The sequence below is a fragment of the Janthinobacterium salmonicoloratum genome, assembly GCF_051380845.1.
GTDB classification, from domain to species: Bacteria; Pseudomonadota; Gammaproteobacteria; order Burkholderiales; family Burkholderiaceae_D; genus Janthinobacterium; species Janthinobacterium lividum_F.
Window position 1 is genome coordinate 2713437 of sequence record NZ_JBNYXV010000001.1, and the last position, 26980, is coordinate 2740416.

Genomic DNA, 26980 nt, shown 5'->3' on the forward strand with positions numbered 1-26980 from the left:
GGCGACCCCGTTACTGCTGCGGGGCTGCCGGCGCGACCGGCGTCACTGGCGCCACCGACATGGCCGGCAGCACCGGCTTGATGGCGGCCAGTCGGCGCATGATCTGCTGCACCAGGTCGTTGCGCATGTCGCGGTACAGCGCCGCTTCCTCGGTTTCCTTGGCCAGTACCTGCGATTCGTCGAAGGTAATCGGACGCACCAGGCTGATGGTGGTCGGTGCCAGCAACTGGTTGCCGGCCTTGTCCACCACGCGGAAATTGATCGAATAGCCGAGTTGGTATTCTTGCACGCGGCCATTTTTGTTCAGCGACAAAATGGTCTTGGTACGATTCCTCTCCGGGTCGTTGAGAACTTCAAGGACGGCGTCGGCGCCATCCTTGGTGTCGACCACCTCCGTGCTGCCAATGGCGCGGATATAGCGCTTCAGGCCGATCGCCAGCGGCGACGTGTCGGGCAAACCGATGTACATCGTCGCGAACGGCAGCATGAAACTGCCGTTCGAACCGCGCAAATGAAAGCCGCAGGCCGACAGCAAAACCGTCAGGCCCAAAGCCAGCACGGCACGGCGGCCCAACAGCGATATGGAAGAGGATGTCGTCATGATTACACCACGATGCTGATTAACTTGCCTGGCACGACGATGATCTTCTTCGGCGTGGTCTCGACGTACTTCTGCACACTTTCGCACGCCAGCGCAGCCGCTTCGATGCTGGCCTTGTCCGCATCCTTGGATACCGTGATCGAGCCGCGCAGCTTGCCGTTCACCTGGATCATCATCTCGATCTCGGACTGTTCCAATGCGGCCGGGTCGACTTGCGGCCAGGCGACGTTGAGCAGGTCGCCGTGCACGCCCGCATAGCCCAGTTCCTGCCACAGCACATGGGTGATGTGCGGCGCGACGGGATTGAGCAGGCGCAGGAAGATGGAGAAGCCTTCGGCGATCAGCGCTTTCGACTGCGCGCTGTCATCGAGCTTGGCCGATTCCAGCGTGTTGAGCATCTTCATGCAGGCCGACACCACGGTGTTGTACTGGATGCGCTTCAAGTCGTAATCGGCTTGCTGCAGCAGCTTGTGCAATTCGCGGCGCAGGTTTTTCTGCGCGTCGCCCGTGGCCGGTGCCGCGCCGCCAGCCAGCGCGGCTTGAATCGTGGCCGACTGGGCGTAGCCGAAGTTCCACACGCGGCGCAGGAAGCGGTTCGCGCCTTCGACGCCGCTGCCCGACCATTCCAACGTCTGTTCCGGCGGCGAAGCGAACATGGTAAACAGACGGGCCGTGTCGGCGCCGTACTGCTCGATCTGCGCTTGCGGATCGATGCCGTTGTTCTTCGACTTCGACATTTTTTCCGTGCCGCCGATTTCCACCGGCTGGCCGTCGGCCACCAGGACGGCGCTTTGCGGACGGCCCTTGTCATCGAGGGACAGGCGCACGTCGTCCGGGTTGAACCAGGTGGTCTTGCCCACCGCGTCCTTGCGGAAGTAGGTTTCGTTGAGCACCATGCCTTGCGTCAGCAGGTTGACGAATGGCTCGTCGAACTTGACCAGGCCGAAGTCGCGCATGATCTTGGTCCAGAAGCGCGCGTACAGCAAGTGCATGACGGCGTGTTCGATGCCGCCGATGTACTGGTCCATCGGCATCCAGTAATCGTTGCGCGCGTCGACCATGGCGTCGTTCGAGCCTGGCGAGGTATAGCGCATGTAGTACCACGACGAATCCACAAAAGTATCCATGGTGTCCGTCTCACGGCGCGCAGGCTTGCCGCACTGCGGGCAATCGCACTGCAAAAAGGCTTCATATTTGTTCAGCGGGTTGCCCGTGCCGTCCGGCACGCAGTCTTCCGGCAGCACCACCGGCAAGTCTTTTTCCGGCACCGGCACCACGCCGCAATCGGCGCAATGGATCATCGGGATCGGCGTGCCCCAGTAGCGCTGGCGCGAGATGCCCCAGTCGCGCAGGCGGAACGTGGTTTTCTTTTCGCCCAGGCCCAGCTCCGCCAGGTCGGCGGCCACCGCATCGACGGCGGAAGCGAAATGCAGGCCGTCGTATTTGCCGGAGGCGACGCAGACGCCATCCTTGCTGCCATACGATTCCTGCCACGCGTCCGTCGAAAATTCCTGGCCCTTGACTTCGATGACCTGCTTGATCGGCAGATTGTATTTCTTGGCAAAGCCGAAATCGCGCTCGTCGTGCGCCGGCACGCCCATCACGGCGCCATCGCCGTAGGTGATCAACACGTAATTACCGACCCAGACTTGCACCTGCGCGCCCGTCAGCGGATGGGTGACGAACAGGCCGGTCGGCATGCCCTTCTTCTCCATCGTTGCCATGTCCGCTTCGATGACGGAGCCGAGTTTGCATTCGGCGTTGAAGGCGGCCAAGTCGGCATTGGTTTGCGCGGCGTGGATCGCCAGCGGATGTTCGGCGGCCACGGCGCAGAAGGTCACGCCCATGACGGTGTCCGGACGGGTGGTAAACACATACAGCTTGCCGTCGCCGATCAGGGAGCCATTCGCGTCCTTGATCTGATGCGGGAAGGCGAAGCGCACGCCCGTCGACTTGCCGATCCAGTTGGTCTGCATGGTGCGCACGCGCTCGGGCCAGCCCGGCAGCTTGTCATCCACATAGGCCAGCAATTCTTCCGCGTAATCGGTGATGCGCGCGTAGTACATGGGGATTTCGCGCTTTTCGATCAGCGCGCCCGAACGCCAGCCGCGGCCATCGACGACTTGCTCGTTGGCCAGCACGGTCTGGTCGATCGGGTCCCAGTTCACGGTACCGGTCTTCTTGTAGATGATGCCTTTTTCCAGCATCTTGAGGAACATCCACTGGTTCCATTTGTAATATTCGGGCTTGCAGGCGGTCATTTCGCGCGACCAGTCGATGGCCAGGCCCATCGATTCCATCTGCTGCTTCATGTGGGCGATATTCGAATACGTCCATTGCGCGGGCGGCACGTTGTTGGCCATGGCCGCGTTTTCCGCCGGCATGCCGAACGCATCCCAACCCATCGGCATGAGCACGTTGTAGCCGTTCATGCGCAGGTAGCGGTACATCACGTCATTGATCGTATAGTTGCGCACGTGACCCATGTGCAGCTTGCCCGAAGGGTAAGGCAGCATCGAGCAGGCAAAATACTTGCCTTTTGGGAAACGCGGGTCGTGTTCGACGGCTTTATAGGCGTCGATCGCCTTCCAGTGCGATTGGGCGGCTTGTTCGACGTCGGCGGGACTATATTTATCTTGCATGATGTGCGGCCAATAGTGGATATGAACCGAGCATTATACTGGTTGTCGCCGCCCGATAGCGTGGCGCGCTGGCGGCCCGGGCTGGCATATTTTGGCCGGCGCACAATTTTGCTGTGTAATATATACGCAATCTTGTTCTTTGCATCAAAACCGGCCATGATCGTCTACCAGGAATATATGCCCATCCCCGCCCTGCGGCCGTGGCTGGACTGCGTCTGGACCTGCCGCGTGCAGACGGGCGCCACGCCCCTGACGCACCAAGTCTTGCCGGACAATTGCATCGACATCCTGTGCCAGGACCAGCAAGATGCAAGCTTTGCCGTGGGCATGATGACGGCGCCCATTGCCGTCGTCAGCCAGGGGCTGGTGCAGACGGTGGCGGCCCGCTTCAAGCCGGGTGCGGCGGCCCGTTTCTTCCAGCTGCCCTTGTGCGAACTCAGCGATGGCCGCACGGGATTGCAGCAATTGTGGGGCCGCGAACTGGCGGCGCGCCTGGGTGACGCCCTGTGGAGCGAGCCCTTGTCCAGCCTGCAACGCATCGCCATCTTGCAGGATTATCTGCTGCTGCGCCTGCGCACAGCGCCGCCACGGCGCCAGGCGGGCGCGGCCGACTACGCCATCGCGGCCATCGAAGCAGCATCCGGCCAGGTGCGCGTGGATGGCCTGGCGCGGCAACTGGGCGTATCGCGCCAGCACCTGGCGCTGCAATTTCGCCAGCAAGTCGGCATCAGCCCGAAGCTGTTTGCCCGCATCTGCCGTTTTCGCGCCACCAGCCAGGGGCTGACAAGCCTGGCGGGACAGCCGGACTGGGCGCAAGTCGCCTTGCAATTTGGCTATTTCGACCAGTCACACCTGATCCACGACTTCCAGGATTTCGCCCGCAGTTCGCCCGAGGCGTGGCTGACGGGCCGGCGCGCTTGAGCACCTTCCATTTTTCCAATCGCGCGGCGCGCGCCGGTGGCATGATGGCGCCATGCATTTTAACCAACAGGAGCAGAACATGATCAAGGGTTTACGTACCGTCACCTATCCCGTCCCCGACCTGGACAAGGCCAAGGCCTGGTACAGCCAGGTGTTCAATACCACGCCCTATTTCGACCAGCCGTTTTATGTCGGCTTTGCCATCGGCGGCTTCGAGCTTGGGCTGATGCCCGGTGGCGAACCGGGTACGCAGGGCAGCGTGACGTACTGGGGCGTGGACGGCATCGAGCAGGAAGTCGAGCGCGTCGTTGCGCTGGGCGGCAGCCTGCATCACCCGATCACGGACGTGGGCGACGGCATCCGCACGGTGGAATTGCTCGACCCGTTCGGCAACCAGATCGGCTTCATCGACAATCCCCATTTCGATACCGCCAAGGTTCTCTAAGCGGCTTCGCCTTGCAGCCATGCGCGCAATTGCTGCAAGGCCGTCTTTTCATGCGCCGTTTCTGGCGTGATCAGGTAATACGCCCGCTGCCCGCGCAGTGGGCGCTCGCAGGCGATCCGCAGTTCGCCACGCGCCAGTTCCGCTTCGACCAGCATGCGCGGCAGCAAGACCACGCCTTGCCCTTGCACGGCCGCCATGGCCAGCATGGAAAACAGTTCATAGCGGGCGCCGTAATGCGCCCCATCGCGCCCCTCTCCCTCGACCTGCATGGCGTCAAACCACTGGCGCCAGGCGCCCGGGCGCGTACTTTGTTGCAGCAAGGTCAGTTCCAATAAATCCTGCGGCTGCCACTGGCTGTGCGCCGCCAGCAGGCGGGGGCTGGCGACGGGCACGATTTCTTCATGCATGAGCAAGGTCGCGCGCGTGCCGGGCCAGCGCGCCAGCTGCTCGGGCGTGCCCGCGTACAGGGCGCCGTCGTATTCCGTATCGGCAAACATGAACGGTTTCGTGTAGGCATCGATATGCACGACGATGTCGGGGTGCAAGCCCGCCAGCGAAGACAGCCGTGGCATCAGCCAGCGCGTGGCAAACGTGGGCACGGAAGCGATCTGCAAGGCGCCGCCGCCGCCCTGGCGCGCCATGGTGTCGAGCGTGTCGCGCTCCAGGCCATCGAGGCGGGCCGCGATCTGCCGCGCATACGCGGCGCCGGCGCTGGTCAGCAACACGCCGTGACGTGTGCGCTGAAACAATTGCACGCCAAGAAAAGTTTCTAAAGATGAAATCTGCCGCGACACGGCGCTTTGCGTCAGCGACAGTTCGCGCGCCGCGTGCGTATAACTCTGGTGCCGCGCGGCCGCCTCGAAACAATTGAGCGCCTGCAGCATGGGAATTTTGCGTGACATGGGGTATCCGGCCGGTGAAAGTATCCTAGTATGCCGCAAGATATGCGTAACACGCATGTCTGGGTGCGAAAAAATCGTTTGCGCAAGGCTAGGCAAAAACCTACCATGAGCCATATTCAATCTTGCGCCGATCACCGGCGCTCACCTGCGAGGCCTGTGATGAGCAAAACCGTATTCGACTGGAATTCCCCCCTGCTGCTGGAAGAACAACTGACGGGCGACGAACGCGCCGTGCTGGAAGCGGCCCGCGACTATTGCCAGGGCAGCCTGGTGCCGCGCGTACTCGAATCGTTCCGCCATGGCCGCACGGATGCCGCCATCTTCCGCGAAATGGGCGAACTGGGCTTGCTGGGCACCACCATTCCCGAAGAATACGGCGGCGCCGGCCTGAACTATGTTTGCTATGGCCTGGCCGCGCGCGAAGTCGAGCGCGTCGATTCGGGCTACCGCTCGATGATGAGCGTGCAATCGTCGCTGGTAATGGTGCCGATCAACGCCTTCGGCAACGAGGAAACCAAACAGAAGTACCTGCCGAAACTGGCAACGGGCGAATTCATCGGCTGCTTCGGCCTGACGGAACCAAACCATGGCTCAGACCCTGGCAGCATGGTCACGCGCGCGCGCAAGGTGCCTGGCGGTTACAGCCTGTCCGGCGCCAAGATGTGGATCACCAATAGCCCCATCGCCGACGTGTTCGTCGTCTGGGCCAAGGATGATGAAGGCGCGATCCGCGGTTTCGTGCTGGAAAAAGGCTGGAAAGGCCTGTCGGCGCCCGAGATCCACGGTAAAGTCGGCTTGCGCACCAGCATCACGGGTGAAATCGTCATGGACGAAGTATTTTGCCCGGAAGAAAACGCCTTCCCCGACGTGCGCGGCTTGAAAGGCCCGTTCACTTGCCTGAACAGCGCCCGCTACGGCATCGCCTGGGGCGCGCTGGGCGCGGCCGAAGACTGCTACCTGAAGGCACGCCAGTACACGATGGACCGCCAGCAGTTCGGCCGTCCTCTCGCTGCGAACCAGTTGGTGCAAAAGAAACTGGCCGACATGTTGACGGAAATCACCATGGGCTTGCAGGGCTGCTTGCGCCTGGGCCGCATGAAGGATGAAGGTTCGCCTGCCGTGGAAATCACCTCGATCATGAAACGCAACAGCTGCGGCAAGGCGCTCGACATCGCCCGCGTGGCGCGCGACATGATGGGCGGCAACGGCATTTCCGACGAGTTCGGCGTGATCCGTCACCTGGTCAACCTGGAAGTGGTCAACACCTATGAAGGCACGCACGATGTGCACGCGCTGATCATCGGCCGCGCCATCACCGGCATCGCCGCGTTCAACTAATGGACGCCTTGGCTTCCACCTTCGCCTCCACCCTGCGGCCCGCGCCGTTGACCGGCTTGCGCGTGCTGGACCTGTCGCGCGTGCTGGCCGGCCCGTGGGCCGGGCAAATGCTGGCCGACCTCGGTGCCGACGTGGTCAAGGTTGAACAGCCTGGCCGCGGCGACGACACGCGCTCGTGGGGCCCGCCGTATCTGAAAGATGAAGATGGCCGCGATACGGCCGAGGCCGCCTACTTCCAGTGCGCCAACCGCAACAAGCGCTCGCTGTGCATCGACCTGGCCGCCCCTGAAGGCCAGGCGCTGGTGCGCCAGCTGGCTGCCGAAGCGGATGTCTTGCTGGAAAATTTCAAGCTGGACGGCTTGAAGCAATACGGTTTAGACGCGGCCAGCTTGCTGGCACTCAACCCGCGCCTCGTCTATTGCTCCATCACGGGCTTTGGCCAGGACGGGCCGTACGCGGCGCGCGCAGGCTATGACTTTCTGATCCAGGGCATGGGCGGCCTGATGAGCATCACGGGCGTGCCCGATGGCCAGCCAGGCGCCGGGCCGCAAAAAGTGGGCGTGGCGCAGACGGACATCCTGACGGGCCTGTATGCCACCATCGCCGTGCAGGCGGCGCTGGCCGAACGGGAACGCTCGGGCCTGGGCCAGCATATCGACCTGGCCTTGCTCGACGTACAAGTGGCGGCGCTGGGCAACCAGGCAGCCAACTACTTGTGCGGGGGAAAAGTTCCCCAGCGCATGGGCAATGCGCATCCGAACATTGTTCCATATCAAGACTTTCCGACGGCCGATGGCGACATGATTTTGGCGATCGGCAACGATGGGCAGTTTTCGCGCTTTTGCGCCATCGCCGGTCACCCGGAATGGGCGCAGGACGAGCGTTTCATGAGCAATCCGCAGCGCGTGGCACACCGGGCGATCTTGATCCCCTTGATGCGCCAGACCACGGTCATGCGCACGACGGCCGAGTGGATCAGCGCCTTCGAGGCGCAAGCCGTGCCGTGCGGCCCCGTCAACCGCATCGACCAGGTCTTTGCCGACCCGCAAGTGATCGCGCGTGGCTTGAAAGTGGAAATGCCGCATCCGACGGCGGGCACGGTGGCGCTGGTGGCCAATCCCGTGCGCCTGTCCGGCTCGCCAGTGCAATACCGCTTGCCGCCACCGTTACTGGGCCAGCATACGCAGGAAGTGCTGCAGCAGTGGCTGGGGCTCGATAGCGGCCAGATCGACGGCTTGCGCGAACGCAAGGTCGTCTAAAGAAAAACGCCGGGCAGTTGCAAAACTGTCCGGCGTTTTTTTATGTCTTCAGCCTTATTTCAGCACCAGTTTCAGCGCCGGCTTTTCGCCATAGTCTTCGTAGCGCTCATTGATGCCGGCGATACAGAAGGTGATTTCTTCCAGCAAGTCCGGCACTTGCGCCTTCATTGCCTCCGCATCCTGCACGACGATGTCCAGCACTTCGTTCGGCTTCAAACGGAATTGCGTCATGTTTTCATCGTCGCGCAGATAACTGAGGCAATCGACCCAGGCATCCATGTTGTTGCCGTAAAACGCGGGGAAACCGAAGGATTGCACGCATTGCGCGTGAAAGCTCGCTTCGTCGGTGATGTCTTTTCCATTCAGGATGGCAGTGGCCATGGTCTTCCTCAGTTCTTCAGCGACAGCACATCCTGCATGTCGAACAGGCCGGTCGGCTTGTCGGCCAGGAAACGCGCGGCGCGCAGGGCGCCGTGGGCGTAGGTGACGCGGCTGCTCGACTTGTGGCTGATCTCGATGCGCTCGCCGATGCCGGCAAACAACACCGTATGGTCGCCGACGATATCGCCGCCGCGGATGGTGGCAAAGCCGATGGTCGACGGGTCGCGTTCACCCGTCACGCCTTCGCGGCCGTACACGGCGCATTCCTTCAAGTCGCGGCCCAGGGCGCCGGCCACCACTTCACCCATTTGCAGGGCGGTGCCCGACGGCGCGTCGACCTTGTGGCGGTGATGCGCTTCGATAATCTCGATGTCGTAGCCTTCGGACAGGCTTTTCGCGGCCAGTTCCAGCAGCTTCATGGTGACGTTCACGCCCACGCTCATGTTCGGCGCGAACATGATGGCCGTCTTTTCGGCGGCGGCCGCAATGGCAGCCTTGCCCGCGTCATCGAAACCGGTAGTGCCGATGATCATCTTGATGCCGTGCTCGGCGCAATACGCCAGGTGCTGCAAAGTGCCTTCTGGACGCGTGAAGTCGATCAGGTAATCGGCGCCGGCCAGGCCGGTGGCCAGATCGGATTCGATCAGCACGCTGGCAGGCTTGCCGAGAAAAGCGGCGGCATCCTGGCCGACGGAAGGCGAACCAACACGGTCGAGCGCGCCGGCCAGCACGGCGTCAGGCGCATTGCTGACCGCTTCGATCAGGATATGGCCCATGCGGCCGCTGGCGCCAGCGATGGCAATTTTCAGTTCAGTCATTTTATTCTCTTACAACAACTTATTTGGTGGGTTCGGCAGCGGGTACAGGCTCGGCGGCAGGCGCCGTTGCGGGTGCTGGTGCAACGTCAGGCTTGCTAACAGGGATGGCTGGTGCGGCATCGGCTGGCACCGGCACGGCGCTCGGCGCCACGGGCGATGGAACGACGGCGGCAGGCACATCGGCCTTGGCAACCTTGGCAAACGGCGACGGACCGGCAATGCGGTCGATGTATTCTTTCTCCGTCGGCAAGTTGCCGCCTTCGAAACGTTCAACCTTGCCATCCTTGCCGAAGTACACAACCACGCGGCTGCTGGTGGTTTCGCCACTGCCCCGGGCCAGGCGGAATGGGTAATCCCAGCGGTCGGCATGGAAGATATCGGTCAGCAGCGAGGTGCCGAGGACGAAACGCACCTGGTCGCGCGTCATGCCTACTTTCAACTGGGCCAGCATCTCTTCGGAGACAAAGTTGCCTTGTTGAATGTCAGGACGGTACGGCGAGAAAAACCACATGAATTTTTGCAGCGGCGTAATGGTGGTCGTTTGTGCGCCCTGTTCGGGAACCAGTTCCTTGCCTTCTTTTTGGCTCGCTGCCGGCTTTTCGCCAAGGATGCCACGGCTGGCGCAGCCGGACATGGCCAGCGCGACACAGACCATGCCTGCCACGACTGGTGCTCGAAATGAAATACGGTGCCAGAGAGATGGCAATACAGCCGGTGTTACGCGCATAAATGACCTCAATTGGATGAACAAAACGCCAGGAGTGACCGGCCCGCCAAAAAAGCATATTTTGGCACTCCCCGACAAAACGCTATATGATAAAGCACCTGACCCACATACGAGCAACAAACATGAGTAACAATCCTAGTGATCTCAAGGCAAGCGGCCTGAAAGCCACCCTGCCACGGCTGAAGATACTCGATATCTTCCAGAGTAGCCCGGTACGCCACCTGACCGCGGAAGACGTCTACAAGATTCTGCTGGCCGACAATATGGATGTCGGTTTAGCAACTGTCTATCGCGTTCTGACGCAATTCGAACAGGCAGGCTTGCTCAACCGCAACCATTTTGAAACCGGCAAGGCGATTTTCGAGCTCAACGAAGGCTCCCACCACGATCACCTGGTGTGCCTCGACTGTGGCCGGGTCGAAGAATTCTTCGACGAAGAAATCGAAATCCGCCAGCAAAAAGTAGCCGAAGAACGCGGCTTCAAGATCGCCGAACACGCCTTGGCCATCTACGGCAACTGCATCAAGACGGCTTGCCCGCACAAAACAGCCTGACGTCTGACACATTCCGCCGGCCGTTCCCATGGGACGGCTGGCGCGGCAGGCATCACGCTCAATGATGGCTGAGTGCGCTGGACAATAATTTAGCCGTGATATCGACGATCGGGATGACGCGCTCGTAAGCCATGCGCGTCGGTCCGATCACTCCCAATGTTCCCACGATCTTGCCGTTGACTTCATACGGCGCCGTCACCACGCTCATCTCATCCATCGGCACCAGGTTCGATTCGCCGCCGATGAATATCTGCACGCCCGTTGCCTTGCTCGACACGTCGAGCAGTTGCATCAAGCCCGTTTTTTGCTCGAACATGTCGAACATCTGGCGCAGCGAATGCATATTCGATGACAGATCACTCACGCTGAGCAAGTTGCGCTCGCCGGAAATCACCATGTCATCGCTATGGTCGGCCATCGCTTCACTGCCCGCTTCCACGGCCGCCTGCATCAGGCTGCCCATATCGTCGCGCAACTGGCGCAATTCGCCCTGCAGGCGCACGCGTACGGCATCGAAGGACAGGCCGCCATAATTCTGGTTGATGTAATTGGCCGATTGCACCAGCTGCGCCGGCGTATAGTCGGCCTCCGTCAGCAATAAACGGTTCTGCACGTCGCCGCCGGGGGCGACGATGACGAGCAGGATGCGCTTTTCGGACAAGCGCAGGAATTCAATTTGCTGGAACACGGATTCGCGGCGCGGACTGAGCACGACACCGGCAAACTGCGACAGCGACGACAGCATCTGCGCCGCGTTGGCGATGGTTTTTTGCGGTTGCGGCGTCTGCAGACGCATGCGCGACTCCACCAGGTGCTCGTCCAGATGCCTGACGGTCAGCAAGGTATCGACAAAGATGCGGTAGCCGCGCGGTGTCGGTATGCGTCCGGCCGAGGTGTGCGGGCTGGACACATAACCGAGCTCTTCCAGGTCGGCCATGATGTTGCGGATCGTGGCCGGCGACAAATCCAGGCCGGAAATTTTCGACAAGGCGCGCGAACCGACCGGCAGGCCGTCGGCGATATATCGCTCGACCAGGGCTTTCAGCAGTGTTTGGGCACGTGTATCGAGTTGCATGGTGTCTTAGGTAAGCAAATATTCTTTAAACAAGCATATTGTTAAGCAAGCGGCAACGAAAGCGGCCGAACGTGCATCAACAGAACCTATTATGCACGTTCGCCCGTCCGGCGGCGATCAATCTTCCAGTTGCTGCTGCAACCACAACAGCAACTCGTCGAAGTTGGCGCAGATGGCGTCGGGCTGCACACCAGCGGCCAGGTGCGCGTCGCTGCCTTTGCGGTTCATCCAGACGGCACGCATGCCCGCCCCCTGCGCTCCCGTCACGTCGAAATACAAGTCGTCACCGACATATACGGCTTCATGGGGCGCCACATCCAGCGCGGCGCAAGCGGCCAGGAAGATGCTGGCGTCGGGCTTGGCCACGCCAAAATCACTGGCAGCAATCGATACCTTGAAATGCTGCGCCAGGCCGATAATTTCAAGGTCCGCATTGCCATTTGAGATCGAGCCGACCAACATGCGCTGGCGCATCCAGGCCAGGCCAGGCAAGACGTCGTCATACGGCTGGACGCGGTTGCGTGCGGCCAGGAATTGCAGGATAGCCCCGTCGACCAGGGCGGCATCCTCGCCGGCAGCCTCGAAGGCGGCCAACAAGCCCGCGCGGCGCAACTCGATCAGGTTGCCATGGAAATGCGGCTGCGCATTGAGCATGGCCAGACGGTGCTGGCGCAGCACCTCGATGGAAAACTGCTGCGCCACCTTGGGCGCATGCGTGGCCAGCCAGTCGTGCAGCAGGGTTTCCGCGGCGGCAATCACGGGCGCGATGGGCCACAAGGTATCGTCGAGATCGAACAGGATGGCCTTGGGCGGCACGGCGGGTTTGACAGGGGCAAGGGACATGGGACTCATCAATGGGATGCTGCGTCACGGTGCGCAGGGTGCATCTATTGTCGCACCGATCGCCGCCGTCGGCATGGCTGCGCCTCCCTGAAATGGGGCCGGGCCAGCGCTTCCCGGCGAAAAATTGTTACAGGGTGATACAAGGCAAGATCATCCAGCTTGCCAGATAGACTAAAATAGGCGCCATTCCAATGCGGCGCCAGCGTCCGCGTTGCGCTACCCAACCTAATTCGTTTTGGAGAATGTATGAAAAATTTGTACCTGCGCTCGATGCTGGCGGCGGCTTGCGCCGCCACACTGGCAGCCTGCGGCGGCAGCGGCGGCAACCTGTATCTGCAAGTCCAAGTCAGCGGCCTGGCCAAGGATGGCCTGATTCTCTTGAATGACGGGGAACGCTTGCCGGTTACTGCGGGCCTGTCCACCGTTGTTTTCACCAAGCTGGTCAAGAACGATGACCGCTACGATATCACCATCGCGCAACAGCCCAAGGGCGCCGTTTGCACCATGATCAATGGCGTTGGCAAGGCATCGAGCTACTCCGTGACCACGGCCGCGGTGAGCTGCAAGACGAATTCCTACCCGCTGAGCGGCACGATCACGGGCCTGACCGCTGGCGGCTTGCGCCTGGTGATGGGTCCCAACGGCACCAGCCCACTGGCTGGCGTCAGCTCCTACGAATTCACAAGCGTTGCTGACGGCGCCGCATACGGTATTTCCATACTGACTCAGCCAACGGGCCTGACGTGCCGCTTCCAGGGTTCAAAGAGTGCCGACGGCAGCGATACGGTCGGCACGATGGGTTCTGCCGCCACGACCGCCGCCACACTTGACTGCACGCCGCAGTAATCCTTGCGATTCGTCACCTATTTTTTGGAGAAATACATGAAGTTATCCTGCTTGCGCCCACTCGCCGCGCTGCTGCTGACCCTGGGACTGGCCGCTTGCGGCGGCAAGGCCTCGTACGAGGTCGGCGGCACCATCAGCAACTTGAACACCGACGGCCTGATCCTGGCCAATGGCGGCGAGCCCCTCCCGGTTCCATCCGGAAAGACCGAGTTTACCTTTAAAAAGCGCATCGACTATGGCACCGACTACAACATCACCGTGCAAACTCAGCCTGCCCACATGACTTGCGGCATCAGTGGTGGTTCCGGATCGGCTGGTCATTACATCAACATCAGCGCCGCTGTTTCTTGTTCAAAAAACACGTATAGCGTGGGCGGCACGGTTTCCGGCCTGACCGTGGACGGCCTGGTGCTGATTAACGGTAGTGCAACAACAACGGTGGCCAAGGACGCCACGACCTTTACCATAGGCTCTGTCGCCTATGGCGACACCTATGCCATCAGCGTCTCCACCCAGCCTAAGGGTCTGCTGTGCGTTGTACAGCCGGGCACAGGCGGCGGCACCATGGGCGAAGCGAATGTGACGACGGTGAAGATCGCCTGCAATCCGGCCTGAGTTGCAGGAACGGCAGCCGCTGCGCGGCTGCCAGGAAGAGTTATCACAGAAATATATAGTTGATATTCCAAAGATAAATTGGAGTTATATGTGGCGATGCAGCATAATGCATCTGTCTCCTCCAACTCTTCCAAGAATTGGATTTAGCCCGCTTTTACCAGCGGGCTTTTTTTTGCCCAAAATTCCTCAGGCCGGCTTGTTCAAGCTCGGTTGCAGCATCTGCACGATGCTGGAGAAATCCTGCTGGGCATAACCGGCTTGCGCATGCATCTGGTACAGCTGACGCACCAGGCCGCCCAAGGGCGTGGGCGCGTTTGCCGACAAGGCCGACTGCTGCGCCAGGCCCAGGTCTTTCAGCATCAGCGCCGTGCCGAAGCCGCCGCTATAGTTGCGCGACGCGGGCGTGCCCTCCATGACACCCGGCCACGGGTTATACACTTCCAGGGTCCAGTTGCGGCCTGAACTCTTGGCCATGATGTCAGACAACACTTTCGGGTCGAGGCCATGCGCCACGCCCAGGTTCAGTGCCTCGGCCGTACCCGCCATCAAAATCCCCAGCAGCATGTTGTTGCAAATCTTCGCCACCTGGCCCGCGCCCGCCTCGCCTGCATGGAAAATGTTCTTGCCCATCTTTTCCAGCAAAGGACGCGCCTGCTGCAAGGCCGCTTCGCTACCGCCGACGATGAAGGTCAGGGTGCCGGCCGCCGCGCCCGCCGTACCACCCGAGACAGGCGCATCGATCATGGCAAAACCCCGCGCGCTGGCCGCCTGCGCCACTTGCCGCGCCACGTCGGCGGCGATGGTGCTGCAATCGATAAACAGGGCGCCCGGCTTGGCCGAATCAAGCACACCGCCTTCGGCCAGATACAGCTCCTGCACGTGCTTGTTGGCTGGCAACATGGTGATGACGGCGTCGGCCGTCTGTACGGCCGCGCTGGCGGAGGCGGCCGCCGTGGCGCCTGCCTCGACGAGGGACGCCACTGCCGCTGGCGTCAGGTCGAACACGGAAACGTGGAAGCCGGCGGCCACCAGGTTGCGGGCCATCGGCGCGCCCATGTTGCCCAGGCCGATAAAAGCGATATGTTGCATATGTGTCTCCTGGTATTCTTTTAATGTAAGTCGGCCAGCGGATGCGTACTCCACGGCGCAACAAAATATTCATCAAGATATGTGACGCTGACGTCGGCCAGGCTGGCCGGCTGCCACTGCGGCGCGTTGTCCTTGTCGATCAGCAAGGCGCGCACGCCTTCCCTGAAATCGGCATGGGCGCAGCATTGCACGGCCACAATCAATTCCAGCTGGAACACTTGCGCCAGGCTCAGATGACGAGTGCGTTCGCGCATGGCCCACACCAGGGCCGCCGAGCTGGGCGCGCCCTTGTCCAGCGAGTGGGCGGCCTTTTGCAGCCAGGCCGACTCGCCGTCATACGCGGCAATGGCGGCCACCACTTCGGGCAAGGTAGGCGCTTGCGTCAAGGCGGCGATGGCATCGAAGTTGGCGCGCACTTCGGAGACGGGCAGCATGGACACCGGGGCCGAGAAGCCGCGCAGCAAGCGGTTCAGTTGCTGGTGATTCGCCGGCGGGCTGGCTTGCCATTGCGCCAGCGCCAGCGCGTCGAGCACCATGGCGCGCTCTTCCTGGCGCAGGAAATAGTCACCGAGGCCCGCGAACAGGGCGTCGGCCGCATTCAAGGGCGCCCCCGTCAGGCCCAGGAACAGGCCGCTACGCCCCGGCATGCGGCCCAGGAACCAGCTGCCGCCCACGTCGGGAAACAGGCCAATCGTGATTTCCGGCATGGCGATGCGCGTGCTTTCCGTGACCACGCGGTGGCTGGCACCGGCCATCAGGCCCAAGCCGCCTCCCATGACAATGCCGCCGCCCCACACCAGCAGCGGTTTCACATACGTATGGATGCGGTGGTCTAGCCGGTATTCCTCGGCAAAGAAAGCGAGCGCCTGCGGGTTCGGCACAAGGTCCGGCTGCTCGACGACGGCAGTGCGCAAGCTGCGCACGTCGCCGCCCGCGCAGAAGGCCTTGTCGGTCGACGATTGCAGCACCACGCAGGCGATGGCCGCGTCACTGGCCCAGCGCACGAGGGCGCCATCGATGGCGCGTATCATTTCCAGGGTCAAGGCATGCAGCGATTTCGGTGCGTCGAGGGTGATGACGCCCAGTTTCATGCCGCCGGGACAGTCGCGCTCCTCGATCTTGACGGTTTCAAGCAGTGTTTCAGCCATTTTTTCAACCAAGGTTTCAGCCATTGCGCCACTCCGCCGGACGTTTTTCCAGGAACGCTTGCACGCCCTCTTTCTGGTCTTGCGTATCGAACAGACCAAGAAACAGGGTGCGTTCATCGGGCAGGGAATTGACGAGCGGATGGCTGCGCGCGCCCTGGATCAGGGTCTTGCACGCCGTCACGCTGCTGGGGCTCTGGCGCGCCACCTTGGCCGCCAGGGCCAGCGCCGTGGCGGCAGCCTTGCCGGTTGGCACGACTTCCTCGACCAAGCCGATGGCCAGGGCCTTGGCCGCATCGACGCGCTCGCCACACAGTATCATGCGCTTGGCCCAGCCTTCGCCTACCAGCCACGGCAAGTGCTGCGTGCCGCCCGCGCACGGCAGCAAGCCGACGGACGCTTCCGGCAAGGCCATCTGCGCATGCTCCTCGGCAATGCGGATATCGCAGGCCAGCGCGCATTCGAGCCCGCCGCCCATGGCATAGCCATTGATGGCGGCGATGCTGACGCCGCGAAACGCGGACAGCGCTTCGAAGGCCTCGCCAAAGGCGGCGGCCATGGCGAACGCCGTGTCCTTGTTGCCATCGGCAAACACGTTCAGGTCGGCGCCGGCCGAGAAGAACTTGGCGCCGCCGCCCGTGATCACCAGCGCATACACGTCCGGGTCGGCATTCAGGTCGGCCACCAGCTGCGTCAGCGCGTTCAGGCTGGCCAGGGTCCACGTGTGGGCCGGCGGGTTGTCGAGGGTCACCAGGGCCGTATGGCCACGGCGTTCCAGCAGCAGGTTGGTATACACTTTGCTCATCGTAAGGTCTCCGTGGCGCCATCTTTCAAAATCGCTCGCGCGACGATCAGGCGCATGATTTCATTCGTCCCTTCCAGTATCTGGTGCACCCGCGTGTCGCGCACGTGGCGCTCAAGCGGGTACTCGCGGATGTAGCCATAGCCGCCGTGCAGCTGCAGCGCATCGTTGGCCACATTGAAGCCCACATCCGTGGCGAAACGTTTGGCCATGGCGCAATACGCCGTGGCGTCCGGGCTTTCCTGATCCAGTTTCCAGGCCGCCAGGCGCACCATCTGGCGCGCCGCCACCAGCTCCGTCAGCATGTCAGCCAGCTTGAATTGCAAGGCCTGGAATTGCGCCAGCTCGCGGCCGAACTGCGTGCGTTCCTTCATGTACGCTTGCGCTCGGCTCAAGGCTGCCTGCGCCGTACCCACCGAGCACACGGCGATATTGATGCGCCCGCCATCGATACCCTTCATGGCGATGGCAAAGCCTTCGCCTTCCGCGCCCAGCAAGTTACCAACAGGCACTTTCACCTGGTCAAAGCTGATGATGCGCGTGGGCTGGCTGTTCCAGCCCATCTTTTCTTCTTTCTTGCCATACACGATGCCGGGCAGATTCGCCGGCACGGCAAACGCGGAAATGCCCGCCGCGCCTTCGCCGCCGGTTCTCGCCATGACGATCAGCATGTCCGTCTGGCCTGCGCCCGAGATAAAGGCTTTCGTGCCGTCTAGTACGTAAAAGTCACCGTCCCTGACGGCTTTCGTGCGCAACGACGCCGCGTCGGAACCCGACTGCGGTTCCGTCAGGCAATAGCTGGCCAGCTTCTGGCCGGCGGCCAGGGCCGGTACCCATTCGTCGCACAGGGCTTCCTGTCCCCAGCGCGACAGCATCCAGGTGGCCATGTTGTGAATCGTGATATAGGCCGTGGTCGAGGTACAACCGCCCGCCAACTCCTCGAAGACGATGGCCGCATCCTGGCGGCTCAAGCCCAGGCCGCCCCAGCGCTGCGGCGTGTACAAGCCGCAAAAGCCCATCTCGCCTGCCTTGGCGATGGTTTCCACGGGAAAGATCGATTCCGCATCCCAATGCGCCGCGTGCGGCGCCAGTTCGCCTTCGGCAAACGCGCGCGCCGCCTGCTGGAACTCGCGCTGCTCGTCGCTCAGTTCAAAGTCCATGTCAGCTCCTTATTTGAGGCTGATGGTGGTGTTGACCTTGCCCACCGACGCCGCATCCGTAAACCAGCGCTGGGTGATCGTTTGCGTCTGCGTGTAGAACAGCACGACTTGCTTGCCGAACGGGCCCAGGTCGCCCAGTTTCGAGCCGCGCGACCCCGTAAAGCTGAACAGGGGCACAGGCACGGGAATGGGCACGTTGATGCCGACCTGGCCCACGTCGATTTCTTCCTGGAAGTAGCGCGCCGCCGCGCCGCTTTGCGTGAACAGCGCCGTGCCATTGCCGTTCGGATTCGCGTTCACCAGGGCGATCGCTTCATCCAGGGTATCGACTTCGACGACGATCAAGACGGGGCCAAAGATTTCCTGGTCATACACAACCATGCCGGGTTTCACGCCAGACAAGATGGTCGGGCCGACGAAGTTGCCGTTCGGATAGCCATCGACCTTCACGTCGCGCCCATCGAGGGTCAGTACGGCGCCCTGTTCGATGCCCTTGGCGACCAGGCTGAACACGCGCTCTTTCGCCGCGCAGGAAATGACGGGGCCCAGGTCCGGGTTGTCCTTGCCCGCGCCGACCGTCAGGGTTTGCGCCTTGGCTGACAGTTCTGGCAGCCACTCGCGCGCTGCGCCCACCAGCACGGCCACCGATGCGGCCATGCAGCGCTGGCCGGCGGCGCCGAAGCCCGCGCCCAGCAGCTGGTTCAGGGTCTGTTCTTTATTAGCATCCGGCAAGACGACGGCGTGGTTCTTGGCACCCATCATGCATTGCGCGCGTTTGCCGTTCAGGCTGGCGCGCTGGTACACATGCGTGCCCACCTTGCTGGAGCCGACAAACGAAATGGCCTTGATGTCCGGATGGTCGCACAGGGCATTAACCACGTCTTCGCCGCCGTGGATCACGTTCAGCACGCCAGCCGGGATGCCTGCCTGCAAGGCCAGGCGCACGAGTTTTTCCGTCACCAGCGGATCTTGCTCCGATGGCTTCAGCACGAAGGTATTGCCGCAGGCAATCGCCATCGGAAACATCCACAGGGGGATCATGGCGGGGAAATTGAACGGGGTGATGCCGGCGCACACGCCCAGCGGCTGCATCACGCTGTAGGTATCGACGCCACCAGCCACGTTTTGTGCGTATTCGCCCATTTGCAGGGTGCCGATGTTGGCGGCGTGCTCCACCACTTCCAGGCCACGGAAGACATCGCCTTCCGCGTCGAGCAGGGTCTTGCCCTGTTCCATGGTGAGCGTTGCGGCCAGGTCGGCCATGTTTTCGCGGATCAGCTGCTGCAATTTCAGGAAAATGCGGGCGCGGGCGCCGATCGGCGTCTTGCGCCAGGTTTTGAAGGCGCGCTGGGCCGAGGCGATGGCGGCATTGACTTCGTCCGGCGTGGCGAACGGTACTTTGGCCAATACTTCCTGGGTGGCGGGGTTGACGACGTCGCGCCAGACGGTGGTCTGGGATTCAACCCACTCGCCGTTGATCAAGAGGGGAACGGTCGGAATTGCGTTTTGCGTAGTCACTCGGTGTCTCCTGGTGTGGGTATGGGTCTGTTTGCATTATTCGCACAATCGCCGCCGCGAACAAGGCGTGAAAATGCGAGATAATGCAAAGCTGAATCTGTTAATCTGCAAAGATTGTAAATTTGCAGATTCCACAAACCGGGAAGAGGAAACGCAATGGCAAAGGTTTTCATGGGCGTGCGCCTGCAGCGCCTGCGCGAAGAACGGCGCATGACGCAGGTGGCGCTGGCCAAGTCCCTGGGCATTTCACCCAGCTACCTGAACCAGATGGAGCGCAACCAGCGCCCGCTGACGGTGCCGATCCTGTTGCGCATCGGCACAGTACTGGGGGTCGATCCGCAAATTTTCTCCGAACACGACAGCGCCAGCCTGGTGGCCGACGTGCGCGATGTGTTCGGCGAATTGCCCGACGCGCCGCCCACCTCGATGGCCGAGCTCAAAATGCTGGTGGAAAACATGCCGGAACTGGCCCGCTCGATCTTGCTGCTGCAGCGGCGTTACCGGGTGATGGCGGAACGGGCTGACACGTTGGCCGCGCGCCTCGATGACGGCAGCCGCGGCGCCAGCTCGGCCGCACCATCCACGGACGAGGAAGTGCGCGAATACCTGAACCGGCGGCAAAACTATATCGATGAGCTGGACCGGGCTGCGGAACTCGTGGCGGGCGAATTCGATCCCGCCCTGCGCACGCTCGATGCGCTGCAAAGCCGCTTGCTGGAACACCACGGCATCCAGGTGCAACTGTCCGATGGCGACGCGGGGATGGTGCGCAAGCACCGCTATGACGCCCAGCAACATATCCTGTGGCTGCCCGATACCCTGACGGGCGGCCAGCGCGCCTTCCAGATGGCGGCGCAAATCAGCCTGCTCGAGCACAGCGAGCTGATCGACGCCCTGGTGCTAGCGGCGGGATTGTCCGGCGCGGCCGCGCAAACGAGCGCGCGCCTGGCGTTTTCCAATTATTTCGCCGGCGCCCTGCTGATGCCGTATCAACGCTTCCTGCAGGCGGCGGAGACGCGCGCCTACGATATCGAGCGCCTGGCGCACCAGTTCGGCGTGGGTTTCGAAGCCGTATGCCACCGTTTGAGCACCATGCAGCGCCCCGAGGCGGCGGGATTGCCCTTCTTCTTCGTGCGCGTCGACCGGGCTGGCAATGTCTCGAAGCGCCAATCGGCCACGGACTTTCACTTTTCAAGGGTGGGCGGCACGTGCCCGCTGTGGATCGTGTATGACGCCTTCAGCCATCCGGGCCAGGTACTGACGCAGGTGGCCAGCATGCCCGACGGCTGCACCTATCTGTGGATCGCGCGCCAGGTGAGTACGGCGTCGCCAGGCTTCCGGGCGCCGGGCAAAACCTTTGCCGTGGCGCTCGGTTGCGACATCTCGCAGGCGCACCGGCTGATTTACTCGAAGGGACTCGATTTGCACGACCCGAGCAGCGCCACGCCCATCGGCACGGGCTGCAAGGTGTGCGAACGGCAGGCATGTCCGCAGCGGGCGTTTCCCTCGCTGCTGGCACCGCCACCGGCGTCGGCCTGATTTACTCGACGACTCTTGCGCGCAAGGCGTGGAATTCACGCGTGAATTCCACGCGCCAGTCGCGCCGCGTGCTGTCGTCTATCCAGGCCGCATCGAGACCATTCAACATGAAGCCGCGCATGTCGTCGAGGCCAAAGCCGAATTCGCGCATCATCATCCAGGCGCCCGTCGGCGTCACGTGGTGCAGGGTCGGGTCGTCCGTGTTCGGATGCAGTTTCAAGCCCAGCTTGGCCATGGCGCGGATCGGGTGGTCCAGGGCCCAGCGTTCGGGCGCCAGGGTGCGCAGATAATACGAATTGGTCGGCACCACGGTAAATACCAGGCCACGTTCCACGCAGCGCTGCGCCAGCGCGGGATTGTCGACAATCGTGTAGCCATGGTCGATCCTGTCCACCTGCAGTTGCTCGATGGCGGTCTCCACGTTCATCCACGGCATGCCGAATTCACCCGCATGCGCCGTGCATTTGAAGCCGGCTGCGCGCGCGGCGCGATAGGCTTCGATGAACAGTTCGGGCGGGCGGTCGTTTTCGCGGTAGTCGATGCCGATGCCGATGACTTCCGGCGCGCGGTATGCCTTCATCCATTCCACCATCTGCACGGCTTCGGCAGGACTGGCTTCGCGATCAATGCTGGGGATCAAACGGCCGATCACGCCAAAGTCGCGCTGCGCGTCGCGGATGGCCGCAACGATAGCGTCTTGCGCCGATTCGTAGCGGATACCTGAGACGCGCACGGTGCCGGTGGGGTTCCAGAAGAACTCCGCATAGCGCACGCCGTGGCCATGCACGTCTTCCAGGTATTCGTAGGCGAGGCAATACAGGTCAGTCGGCGAGACGATCAGGTGCGCGTCGAGCGCGCGCAGCACGCGCAGCACGCCGACGGGCTTGTCGCCGCGCGTATAGAACGCGTCGATTTCCTCGGGGGTGACGACATTGCCCGTCTTGGCAGCCAGCGCACGGAAAGTCGATTGGCGCACCGTGCCGAACAGGTGGCAATGCAGCTCCACTTTCGGCATGGCGCGTAAAAACTGTTCGATGCTCAGGGGTGAATTAGACATGAAGCTCGTTTCGTAGTGAAGTGGGTCAGACGAGAATGGCGGCCAGGCGGCGCATCAGGCGCTCGATGGCGGCCGGGCCGTCGGCCAGCATCGCCACCTGCGTGTTGATGGGCGCGCGGCGCGGCACGCGGAACTCGCACACCGTCATGCCGCGCGTCAGTTCGCCCGTCAATTCGATGGCCACGTGGGCCGGCTGGAACTGGAACAGCCGCGGCGCTTCCAGGTACAGGGCCACCACCGGGTCGTACATGGGCATGGGCACGGAACCGTCGCTGCTGCGGATGCGCACATACGCTTCCAGGTAACCGGCCAGCCGCTGCGCGCGCGGCGTGCCGATGGCGCGCAGACGTTGCACGTCCGCGTTCGTCACCAGCAGCTGGCGGCACAGGTTCAAACCGAACATGCGCAGCGGGATGCCGGACTTGAAGACCTGGGCTGCCGCTTCCGGGTCGGCGTAGATATTGAATTCGGCCGCCGCAGTGTGGTTGCCCTGGTCGGTCGAGCCGCCCATCAGGATGATCTCGACGATCTTGCCGGCGATATCGGGCGCGCGGGCCAATGCCGTGGCCAGGTTCGTCATCGGCGCAATCGCCATGATGGTGATCTGGCCAGGGTGGGCGCGTACGGCGGCGATCAACGCATCGACGGCGTGGCCGGCAGCGTCAACGGCGGCGCCGGGCGGCAGTATCTCGCCTGTCGTCGGCATGCCGCTGTCGCCGAGGATGCGCTGCGCCGTTTCGATGACGCCGGCCAGCGGCTTGTCGCAGCCGCGGTAAATCGGTACCGTCAAGCCATCATGGGCCTTGATGCGCAAGGCATTGTCGTAGGTGATATCGACGGGCGCATTGCCCGCCACCACGCTCACGCCCAGCCACTCGATATCGGGATTGCTGCCCAAGAGCAGCATCGTCAGCCAGTCGTCGAAACCGGGATCGGTATCGAGCCAGATTTTTTTCAAGGCTTGGGTCATGATGCTTTCCATTAAGAAATCACGCGCCCAGCCACAGGGCGCTGTCAGACGGCAGCACGAAGGACACGGCCGTGCCCTCGCGCCAGGCGGCGCCACCGGCCGCGCAAATACCCTTGACCTGGCCCAGCGGCGTTTGCAGCAGGTATTCGACGGTGTCGCCCAGGAAGCCCCGTGCCAGCACGGTGCCCGGGTACTGGCCAGCTGCGTCGTCAGGCGCGCAGACGCGTACCTTGTCCGGACGCCAGCCCAGCACCGTGGTGCCGGCAGCGACGGGAGACGTGTACGGCAGGCTGGCGCCTGCGTGGTGCAGCGCGCCGTCGCGGTAGTCGAACAGATTTTCAAAGCCCATGAAGTTGGCAACAAAACGCGTCGACGGCGTATTGAAGACGGCTTCCGGCGCGGCCAGCTGCTCGATGCGACCGCCGTTCATGACGACGATGCGGTCGGACAAAGCCAGCGCTTCTTCCTGGTCGTGCGTCACGTACAGCATGGTGATGCCCAGTTCGCGCTGGATGCGGCGCAGCTCGGCGCGCATCTGCACGCGCAGCTTGGCGTCCAGGTTCGACAGCGGTTCGTCCAGCAGCAGCAGGGCCGGCTCGACGACGATGGCGCGCGCCAGCGCCACGCGCTGCTGCTGGCCACCGGACATCTGCGCCGGCAAACGGGTTTCAAAACCGGTCAGTCCCACGGCCGCGATCACGGCTTCCACCTTGTTTTTCAACAAGGCTGGCGCAACCTTGCGCAGGCGCAAGCCGAAGGCGATGTTGTCGTATACGTTCAGGTGCGGGAACAGCGCATACGACTGGAACACCATGCCGATATTGCGCTTGTTCGGCGCCAGCTTGCCGATTTCGCGGCCGTCGAGCACGATGCGGCCCGACTGCAGCGGCATCAGGCCGGCGATGGCGCGCATGGTGGTGGTCTTGCCGCAGCCACTGGGGCCCAGCAGGGAAATCAATTCGCCCTGCTCGACGTGCAGGTCCAGGTCTTTCACGGATGTCGTGTTCTTGGCGTAGCCAAGGTTCAGCTTGTGCAGTTCCAGATAACTCATGGTGTGTTGCCTCTTACATGTATTTAGAAATGCCCAGCACCTTCTCGGTCACCATCACGAAGGCCATGGTGAACAAGACCAGCAAGGTCGACAGGGCAGCGATCGACGGGTCGAAGCTGTTTTCCATATGCCCCAGCATCTCGATCGGCAAGGTGCTGATGCCCGGGCCCGTCAGGAACAGCGAGACGGGCACCTGGTTGAACGAGGTGACGAAGGCGAGGAAGAAGGCGGCGATCACGGCGTTGCGGATATTCGGCAGCACAATCATGAAAAACGCCCGCAGGCGCGACGCACCCAAGGTGATGGCGGCATCCTCGATATCCACGCGCAAATTCACCAGACTGGCGTACACCACGCGCACCGAGTACGGAATCAACAGCGCGATATGGCCGATCAACAGGCCCACGTACACGGGCGCATTGATGGTCAGCACCAGGTGGTGCAGCAAGCCCAGGCCCACCAGGATGGCGGGAATGATCAGCGGCGACGTCAGGATCTGGCGGATGGCGCCGATGCCCGGCGGCGGCATGCGCGAAAACGCATACGCGACGGGTATGCCCAGCAACAGCGCGATGACGGTCGCGATCAGGCCGATTTCCAGGCTGGTCTGGAAGGCGCGGCGGAACTCGGGCGCCGACCACACTTCGAGTATCCAGCGCAGCGAGTACGACTCGGGCGGGAACGCCAGGGTTTCGCCGCCGGAAAAGCCCGCCAGCACGACGATGGCGAAAGGTCCCAGCAGGAACAAAAACACCAGCCACAGGACGGCGCGCGAAAACAAGCTTTCTTTCATACGGAACTCCGGCTCGAGGAAATACGTTTAAGGCCGGCGTTGACCAGCAGGGTCATGCAGACGAGGATGACGGCGATGACGTTGGCCGCGCCGAAATCGCTCTCCACGCTGACCTTCTGGTACAGCAGGGTTTCCAGCATCAGCACCTTGGTGCCGCCCAAGAGGGCTGGCGTCACATAGGCCGTCACGCAGCCCGTAAATACGAGCGTGCCGCCGACCACCAGGCCTTCCTGCGTCAGCGGCAGGGTGACCTTGAAAAACACTTGCCAGGGATTGGCGCCCAGGGTGGCGGCAGCCGGTTCCACGTCGCGCGGCAGGTTTTCCAGCGCGCCCGCCAGCGACATCAGCATCAGCGGCAGCAGCAATTGCAGCAGGCCGACAAACACGGCAAATTCGCTGAACAGCAAACGCAGCGGCTCGTCCGTGAAACCCATGTTGACGAGCGCCGCGTTGAGGGCACCATTGCGGCCCAGCAAGACGATCCACGCGTAGGTACGCGCGATCGGCGAGACCATCAGCGGCAAGATCATCATGCCCACCACCAGCCCGCGCCACTTTGGCGACACGCGCGCCACGGCTTGCGCGGCCGGATAGCCGAGGATGATGGAGGCGAGCGTCACCAGCGCGGCGATGCGCAGGGTGCGCCAGAAGATGGTGCGGTTGAATTCCTGCGAGAAGAATTCAATGAAGCGGTCAACGCCCCACTGCATGCCGTCGCCGACGCGGAAGGCGTCGACCAGCAAGGCCAGCACGGGCAGCAGGAAGCAGACGACGATAAAGATCAGCGCCGGCAGGACCAGCAGCAGTCCCAGACGCTTTTTTGGATCAGCAAACATGGTGTTTTCTCCTCGTCACCACTATTTGCTCATGGCCTTGTTCCACTGCGTCATCCAGTTCGTGCGCTGCTTGATGATGGTTTCCGGCTTGACGAATTTCAGCGAATTGATCTGGTCGGCGCCATAGGTATTGAATTGCGCGGCGGCCACGGACAGGCGCACGTCCTTGTTGACGGGCGAGTCGACCAAGTTGGTCGCCAGCTGCGTCTGCACTTCCTTGGACAGCCAGAAATCCATCAGCTGGTAAGCCAGGTCCGCATTCTTCGAACCGGCAACGATGCCCATCACGTTCATACCGGCCGCCTGGCCTTCGGCCGGGATGCTCCACTTCAGGGGCAGGCCCGTCTTGAGCATTTGCGACCAGGTAAAGCGCGCCACGGGCGCGGCCCAGATTTCATCTTGCGCGAACAGGGCGGCCAGCTGCGCGCTGTTTTTCGAGAACGTGACGACGTTGCCCTTCATGCCGACGATCTTGGCAAAGCCGGTGGCGTAGTCGTCCGTCTTGCCGCCCCAGGCCGCATCGGCCATGCGCAGCATCAATGGGCCTTGCGTGGTGCTCACGTCGGGGAAGGCCACGCGGCCCTTCAGTTCAGGGCGCCACAGGTCCTTCCAGGACGTCAGCGGGGCAATCTTGTCGCTGCGGTACACCAGGCCGACCGAGTACAGCGTGTAGCCGACGGCGAAGTTGCCGCCGATGGGATTTTTCGCCACGTCGTACAGGGACTTGTAATTGCTCAGCTTGGAGTAATCCATGGGCTGGATGACGCCCTTTTGCGCCGCTTCCAGCATGCCGGAATCGGACAGCAGCACCAGGTCGATCACCGGGTTCTTGCTGTGCACCACCAGCTTGGCGATGCGGTCCGCGTTATTCCCCGTTTCCACCTTGATATCGCAAGCGCATTTGGCCTTGAACGGCTCGTACACATACTTCATGAACAAGGGCTGGGCAATCGGATAGGCCGAAATGACCAGCTCGCGTTTTTCCGCGTGGGCGGCGTTAGCCAGCAAGCCTAGGCTCAACGCCAACATGAGGTGCTTTTTCAAGATGCTTCC

Annotated in this window: 27 protein-coding genes; 8 read left to right on the top strand and 19 right to left on the bottom strand. The window is 62.3% G+C overall.

What is annotated here, in order from left to right:
• Positions 1-10 precede the first annotated feature (10 nt).
• Positions 11-601, bottom strand: a complete 591-nt coding sequence (locus tag ACQ4WY_RS12500) for an LPS-assembly lipoprotein LptE (RefSeq protein ID WP_436504265.1) — start codon at positions 599-601, stop codon at positions 11-13.
• Positions 602-603: 2 nt separating this feature from the next.
• Positions 604-3243, bottom strand: coding sequence for a leucine--tRNA ligase (leuS, locus tag ACQ4WY_RS12505; RefSeq protein ID WP_436504266.1), 2640 nt, complete (start codon positions 3241-3243; stop codon positions 604-606).
• 177 nt (positions 3244-3420) lie between these two features.
• Between leuS and ACQ4WY_RS12510 the strand changes: the two genes are divergently transcribed.
• Together ACQ4WY_RS12510 and ACQ4WY_RS12515 are read left to right on the top strand one after the other, a co-directional pair.
• Complete coding sequence (locus ACQ4WY_RS12510; RefSeq protein WP_436504267.1) at positions 3421-4164, top strand: DUF6597 domain-containing transcriptional factor; 744 nt, start codon at positions 3421-3423, stop codon at positions 4162-4164.
• 52 nt (positions 4165-4216) lie between these two features.
• Positions 4217-4609, top strand: a complete 393-nt coding sequence (locus ACQ4WY_RS12515; protein ID WP_436504269.1) for a VOC family protein — start codon at positions 4217-4219, stop codon at positions 4607-4609.
• Here ACQ4WY_RS12515 and ACQ4WY_RS12520 read toward each other — a convergent pair.
• Positions 4606-5511 (bottom strand): LysR substrate-binding domain-containing protein, encoded by a 906-nt coding sequence (locus tag ACQ4WY_RS12520; protein ID WP_436504270.1) that lies wholly within the window; start codon positions 5509-5511, stop codon positions 4606-4608. The genes ACQ4WY_RS12515 and ACQ4WY_RS12520 overlap by 4 nt on opposite strands.
• A 159-nt stretch (positions 5512-5670) precedes the next feature.
• On the opposite strand from ACQ4WY_RS12520, the gene ACQ4WY_RS12525 reads away from it, so the two are divergent.
• Together ACQ4WY_RS12525 and ACQ4WY_RS12530 are read left to right on the top strand one after the other, a co-directional pair.
• Positions 5671-6849: an acyl-CoA dehydrogenase gene (locus ACQ4WY_RS12525; protein ID WP_035822683.1), complete on the top strand. Its 1179-nt coding sequence runs from the start codon at positions 5671-5673 to the stop codon at positions 6847-6849.
• A complete protein-coding gene (locus tag ACQ4WY_RS12530; RefSeq protein WP_436504271.1) occupies positions 6849-8108 on the top strand; it encodes a CaiB/BaiF CoA transferase family protein in 1260 nt (419 codons plus the stop codon). The genes ACQ4WY_RS12525 and ACQ4WY_RS12530 overlap by 1 nt, the downstream gene beginning before the upstream one ends.
• Before the next feature lie 54 nt (positions 8109-8162).
• Here the strand turns inward: ACQ4WY_RS12530 and ACQ4WY_RS12535 are convergent, their stop codons facing one another.
• Genes ACQ4WY_RS12535 through ACQ4WY_RS12545 form a run of 3 tightly spaced genes read right to left on the bottom strand, consistent with a single transcriptional unit; the run spans position 8163 to position 9962 of the window.
• Complete coding sequence (locus tag ACQ4WY_RS12535; RefSeq protein ID WP_436504272.1) at positions 8163-8489, bottom strand: barstar family protein; 327 nt, start codon at positions 8487-8489, stop codon at positions 8163-8165.
• Between the two features lie 8 nt (positions 8490-8497).
• The gene (dapB, locus tag ACQ4WY_RS12540) at positions 8498-9307 is read right to left on the bottom strand and encodes a 4-hydroxy-tetrahydrodipicolinate reductase (protein WP_436504273.1); all 810 of its coding nucleotides are present in this window, start codon (positions 9305-9307) and stop codon (positions 8498-8500) included.
• A gap of 19 nt (positions 9308-9326) precedes the next feature.
• Entirely contained in the window at positions 9327-9962 is a 636-nt protein-coding gene (locus ACQ4WY_RS12545; RefSeq protein ID WP_436504444.1) for an outer membrane protein assembly factor BamE, read from the bottom strand.
• 194 nt (positions 9963-10156) lie between these two features.
• On the opposite strand from ACQ4WY_RS12545, the gene fur reads away from it, so the two are divergent.
• On the top strand, positions 10157-10588 hold the full coding sequence (gene fur / locus ACQ4WY_RS12550; RefSeq protein ID WP_099761922.1) for a ferric iron uptake transcriptional regulator: 432 nt from the start codon (positions 10157-10159) through the stop codon (positions 10586-10588).
• A 58-nt stretch (positions 10589-10646) separates the two neighbouring features.
• On the opposite strand, the gene hrcA is transcribed toward fur, so the two are convergent.
• Positions 10647-11663, bottom strand: coding sequence for a heat-inducible transcriptional repressor HrcA (gene hrcA, locus ACQ4WY_RS12555; RefSeq protein WP_034745713.1), 1017 nt, complete (start codon positions 11661-11663; stop codon positions 10647-10649).
• Between the two features lie 117 nt (positions 11664-11780).
• On the bottom strand, positions 11781-12506 hold the full coding sequence (locus ACQ4WY_RS12560; RefSeq protein ID WP_436504274.1) for an HAD family hydrolase: 726 nt from the start codon (positions 12504-12506) through the stop codon (positions 11781-11783).
• Positions 12507-12752: 246 nt separating this feature from the next.
• On the opposite strand from ACQ4WY_RS12560, the gene ACQ4WY_RS12565 reads away from it, so the two are divergent.
• Both ACQ4WY_RS12565 and ACQ4WY_RS12570 read left to right on the top strand, forming a co-directional pair.
• Complete coding sequence (locus tag ACQ4WY_RS12565; RefSeq protein WP_436504275.1) at positions 12753-13352, top strand: hypothetical protein; 600 nt, start codon at positions 12753-12755, stop codon at positions 13350-13352.
• Between the two features lie 36 nt (positions 13353-13388).
• Positions 13389-13967, top strand: a complete 579-nt coding sequence (locus ACQ4WY_RS12570) for a hypothetical protein (RefSeq protein ID WP_353659720.1) — start codon at positions 13389-13391, stop codon at positions 13965-13967.
• Between the two features lie 186 nt (positions 13968-14153).
• Here the strand turns inward: ACQ4WY_RS12570 and mmsB are convergent, their stop codons facing one another.
• Genes mmsB through ACQ4WY_RS12595 form a run of 5 tightly spaced genes read right to left on the bottom strand, consistent with a single transcriptional unit; the run spans position 14154 to position 19681 of the window.
• Positions 14154-15110 carry a 3-hydroxyisobutyrate dehydrogenase gene (gene mmsB, locus ACQ4WY_RS12575; RefSeq protein WP_436504276.1) on the bottom strand — a complete coding sequence of 319 codons (957 nt, stop codon included), beginning with the start codon at positions 15108-15110 and terminating at the stop codon, positions 14154-14156.
• Positions 15077-16228: an enoyl-CoA hydratase/isomerase family protein gene (locus tag ACQ4WY_RS12580; RefSeq protein WP_436504277.1), complete on the bottom strand. Its 1152-nt coding sequence runs from the start codon at positions 16226-16228 to the stop codon at positions 15077-15079. Before ACQ4WY_RS12580 ends, mmsB begins: the two co-directional genes overlap by 34 nt.
• On the bottom strand, positions 16221-17006 hold the full coding sequence (locus ACQ4WY_RS12585; RefSeq protein ID WP_353659717.1) for an enoyl-CoA hydratase: 786 nt from the start codon (positions 17004-17006) through the stop codon (positions 16221-16223). Before ACQ4WY_RS12585 ends, ACQ4WY_RS12580 begins: the two co-directional genes overlap by 8 nt.
• Positions 17003-18163 (bottom strand): acyl-CoA dehydrogenase family protein, encoded by a 1161-nt coding sequence (locus ACQ4WY_RS12590; protein ID WP_436504278.1) that lies wholly within the window; start codon positions 18161-18163, stop codon positions 17003-17005. The genes ACQ4WY_RS12585 and ACQ4WY_RS12590 overlap by 4 nt, the downstream gene beginning before the upstream one ends.
• Before the next feature lie 9 nt (positions 18164-18172).
• A complete protein-coding gene (locus ACQ4WY_RS12595) occupies positions 18173-19681 on the bottom strand; it encodes a CoA-acylating methylmalonate-semialdehyde dehydrogenase (RefSeq protein ID WP_436504280.1) in 1509 nt (502 codons plus the stop codon).
• Between the two features lie 156 nt (positions 19682-19837).
• Here ACQ4WY_RS12595 and ACQ4WY_RS12600 point away from each other — a divergent pair, with 156 nt between their 5' ends.
• Positions 19838-21220 (top strand): short-chain fatty acyl-CoA regulator family protein, encoded by a 1383-nt coding sequence (locus tag ACQ4WY_RS12600; RefSeq protein WP_436504281.1) that lies wholly within the window; start codon positions 19838-19840, stop codon positions 21218-21220.
• 1 nt (position 21221) lies between these two features.
• On the opposite strand, the gene ACQ4WY_RS12605 is transcribed toward ACQ4WY_RS12600, so the two are convergent.
• The 6 genes from ACQ4WY_RS12605 to ACQ4WY_RS12630 are packed head-to-tail and all read right to left on the bottom strand — an operon-like array spanning position 21222 to position 26971.
• The gene (locus ACQ4WY_RS12605; RefSeq protein ID WP_436504282.1) at positions 21222-22277 is read right to left on the bottom strand and encodes an adenosine deaminase family protein; all 1056 of its coding nucleotides are present in this window, start codon (positions 22275-22277) and stop codon (positions 21222-21224) included.
• A 25-nt stretch (positions 22278-22302) separates the two neighbouring features.
• Positions 22303-23247, bottom strand: a complete 945-nt coding sequence (locus ACQ4WY_RS12610; RefSeq protein ID WP_436504284.1) for a nucleoside hydrolase — start codon at positions 23245-23247, stop codon at positions 22303-22305.
• A gap of 19 nt (positions 23248-23266) precedes the next feature.
• On the bottom strand, positions 23267-24298 hold the full coding sequence (locus ACQ4WY_RS12615) for an ABC transporter ATP-binding protein (RefSeq protein ID WP_353659712.1): 1032 nt from the start codon (positions 24296-24298) through the stop codon (positions 23267-23269).
• A gap of 13 nt (positions 24299-24311) precedes the next feature.
• Positions 24312-25091 carry an ABC transporter permease gene (locus tag ACQ4WY_RS12620; RefSeq protein WP_035822719.1) on the bottom strand — a complete coding sequence of 260 codons (780 nt, stop codon included), beginning with the start codon at positions 25089-25091 and terminating at the stop codon, positions 24312-24314.
• Positions 25088-25927, bottom strand: coding sequence for an ABC transporter permease (locus ACQ4WY_RS12625; RefSeq protein WP_436504285.1), 840 nt, complete (start codon positions 25925-25927; stop codon positions 25088-25090). The genes ACQ4WY_RS12620 and ACQ4WY_RS12625 overlap by 4 nt, the downstream gene beginning before the upstream one ends.
• 21 nt (positions 25928-25948) lie before the next feature.
• Positions 25949-26971, bottom strand: coding sequence for an ABC transporter substrate-binding protein (locus tag ACQ4WY_RS12630; RefSeq protein WP_436504286.1), 1023 nt, complete (start codon positions 26969-26971; stop codon positions 25949-25951).
• Positions 26972-26980 lie beyond the last annotated feature (9 nt).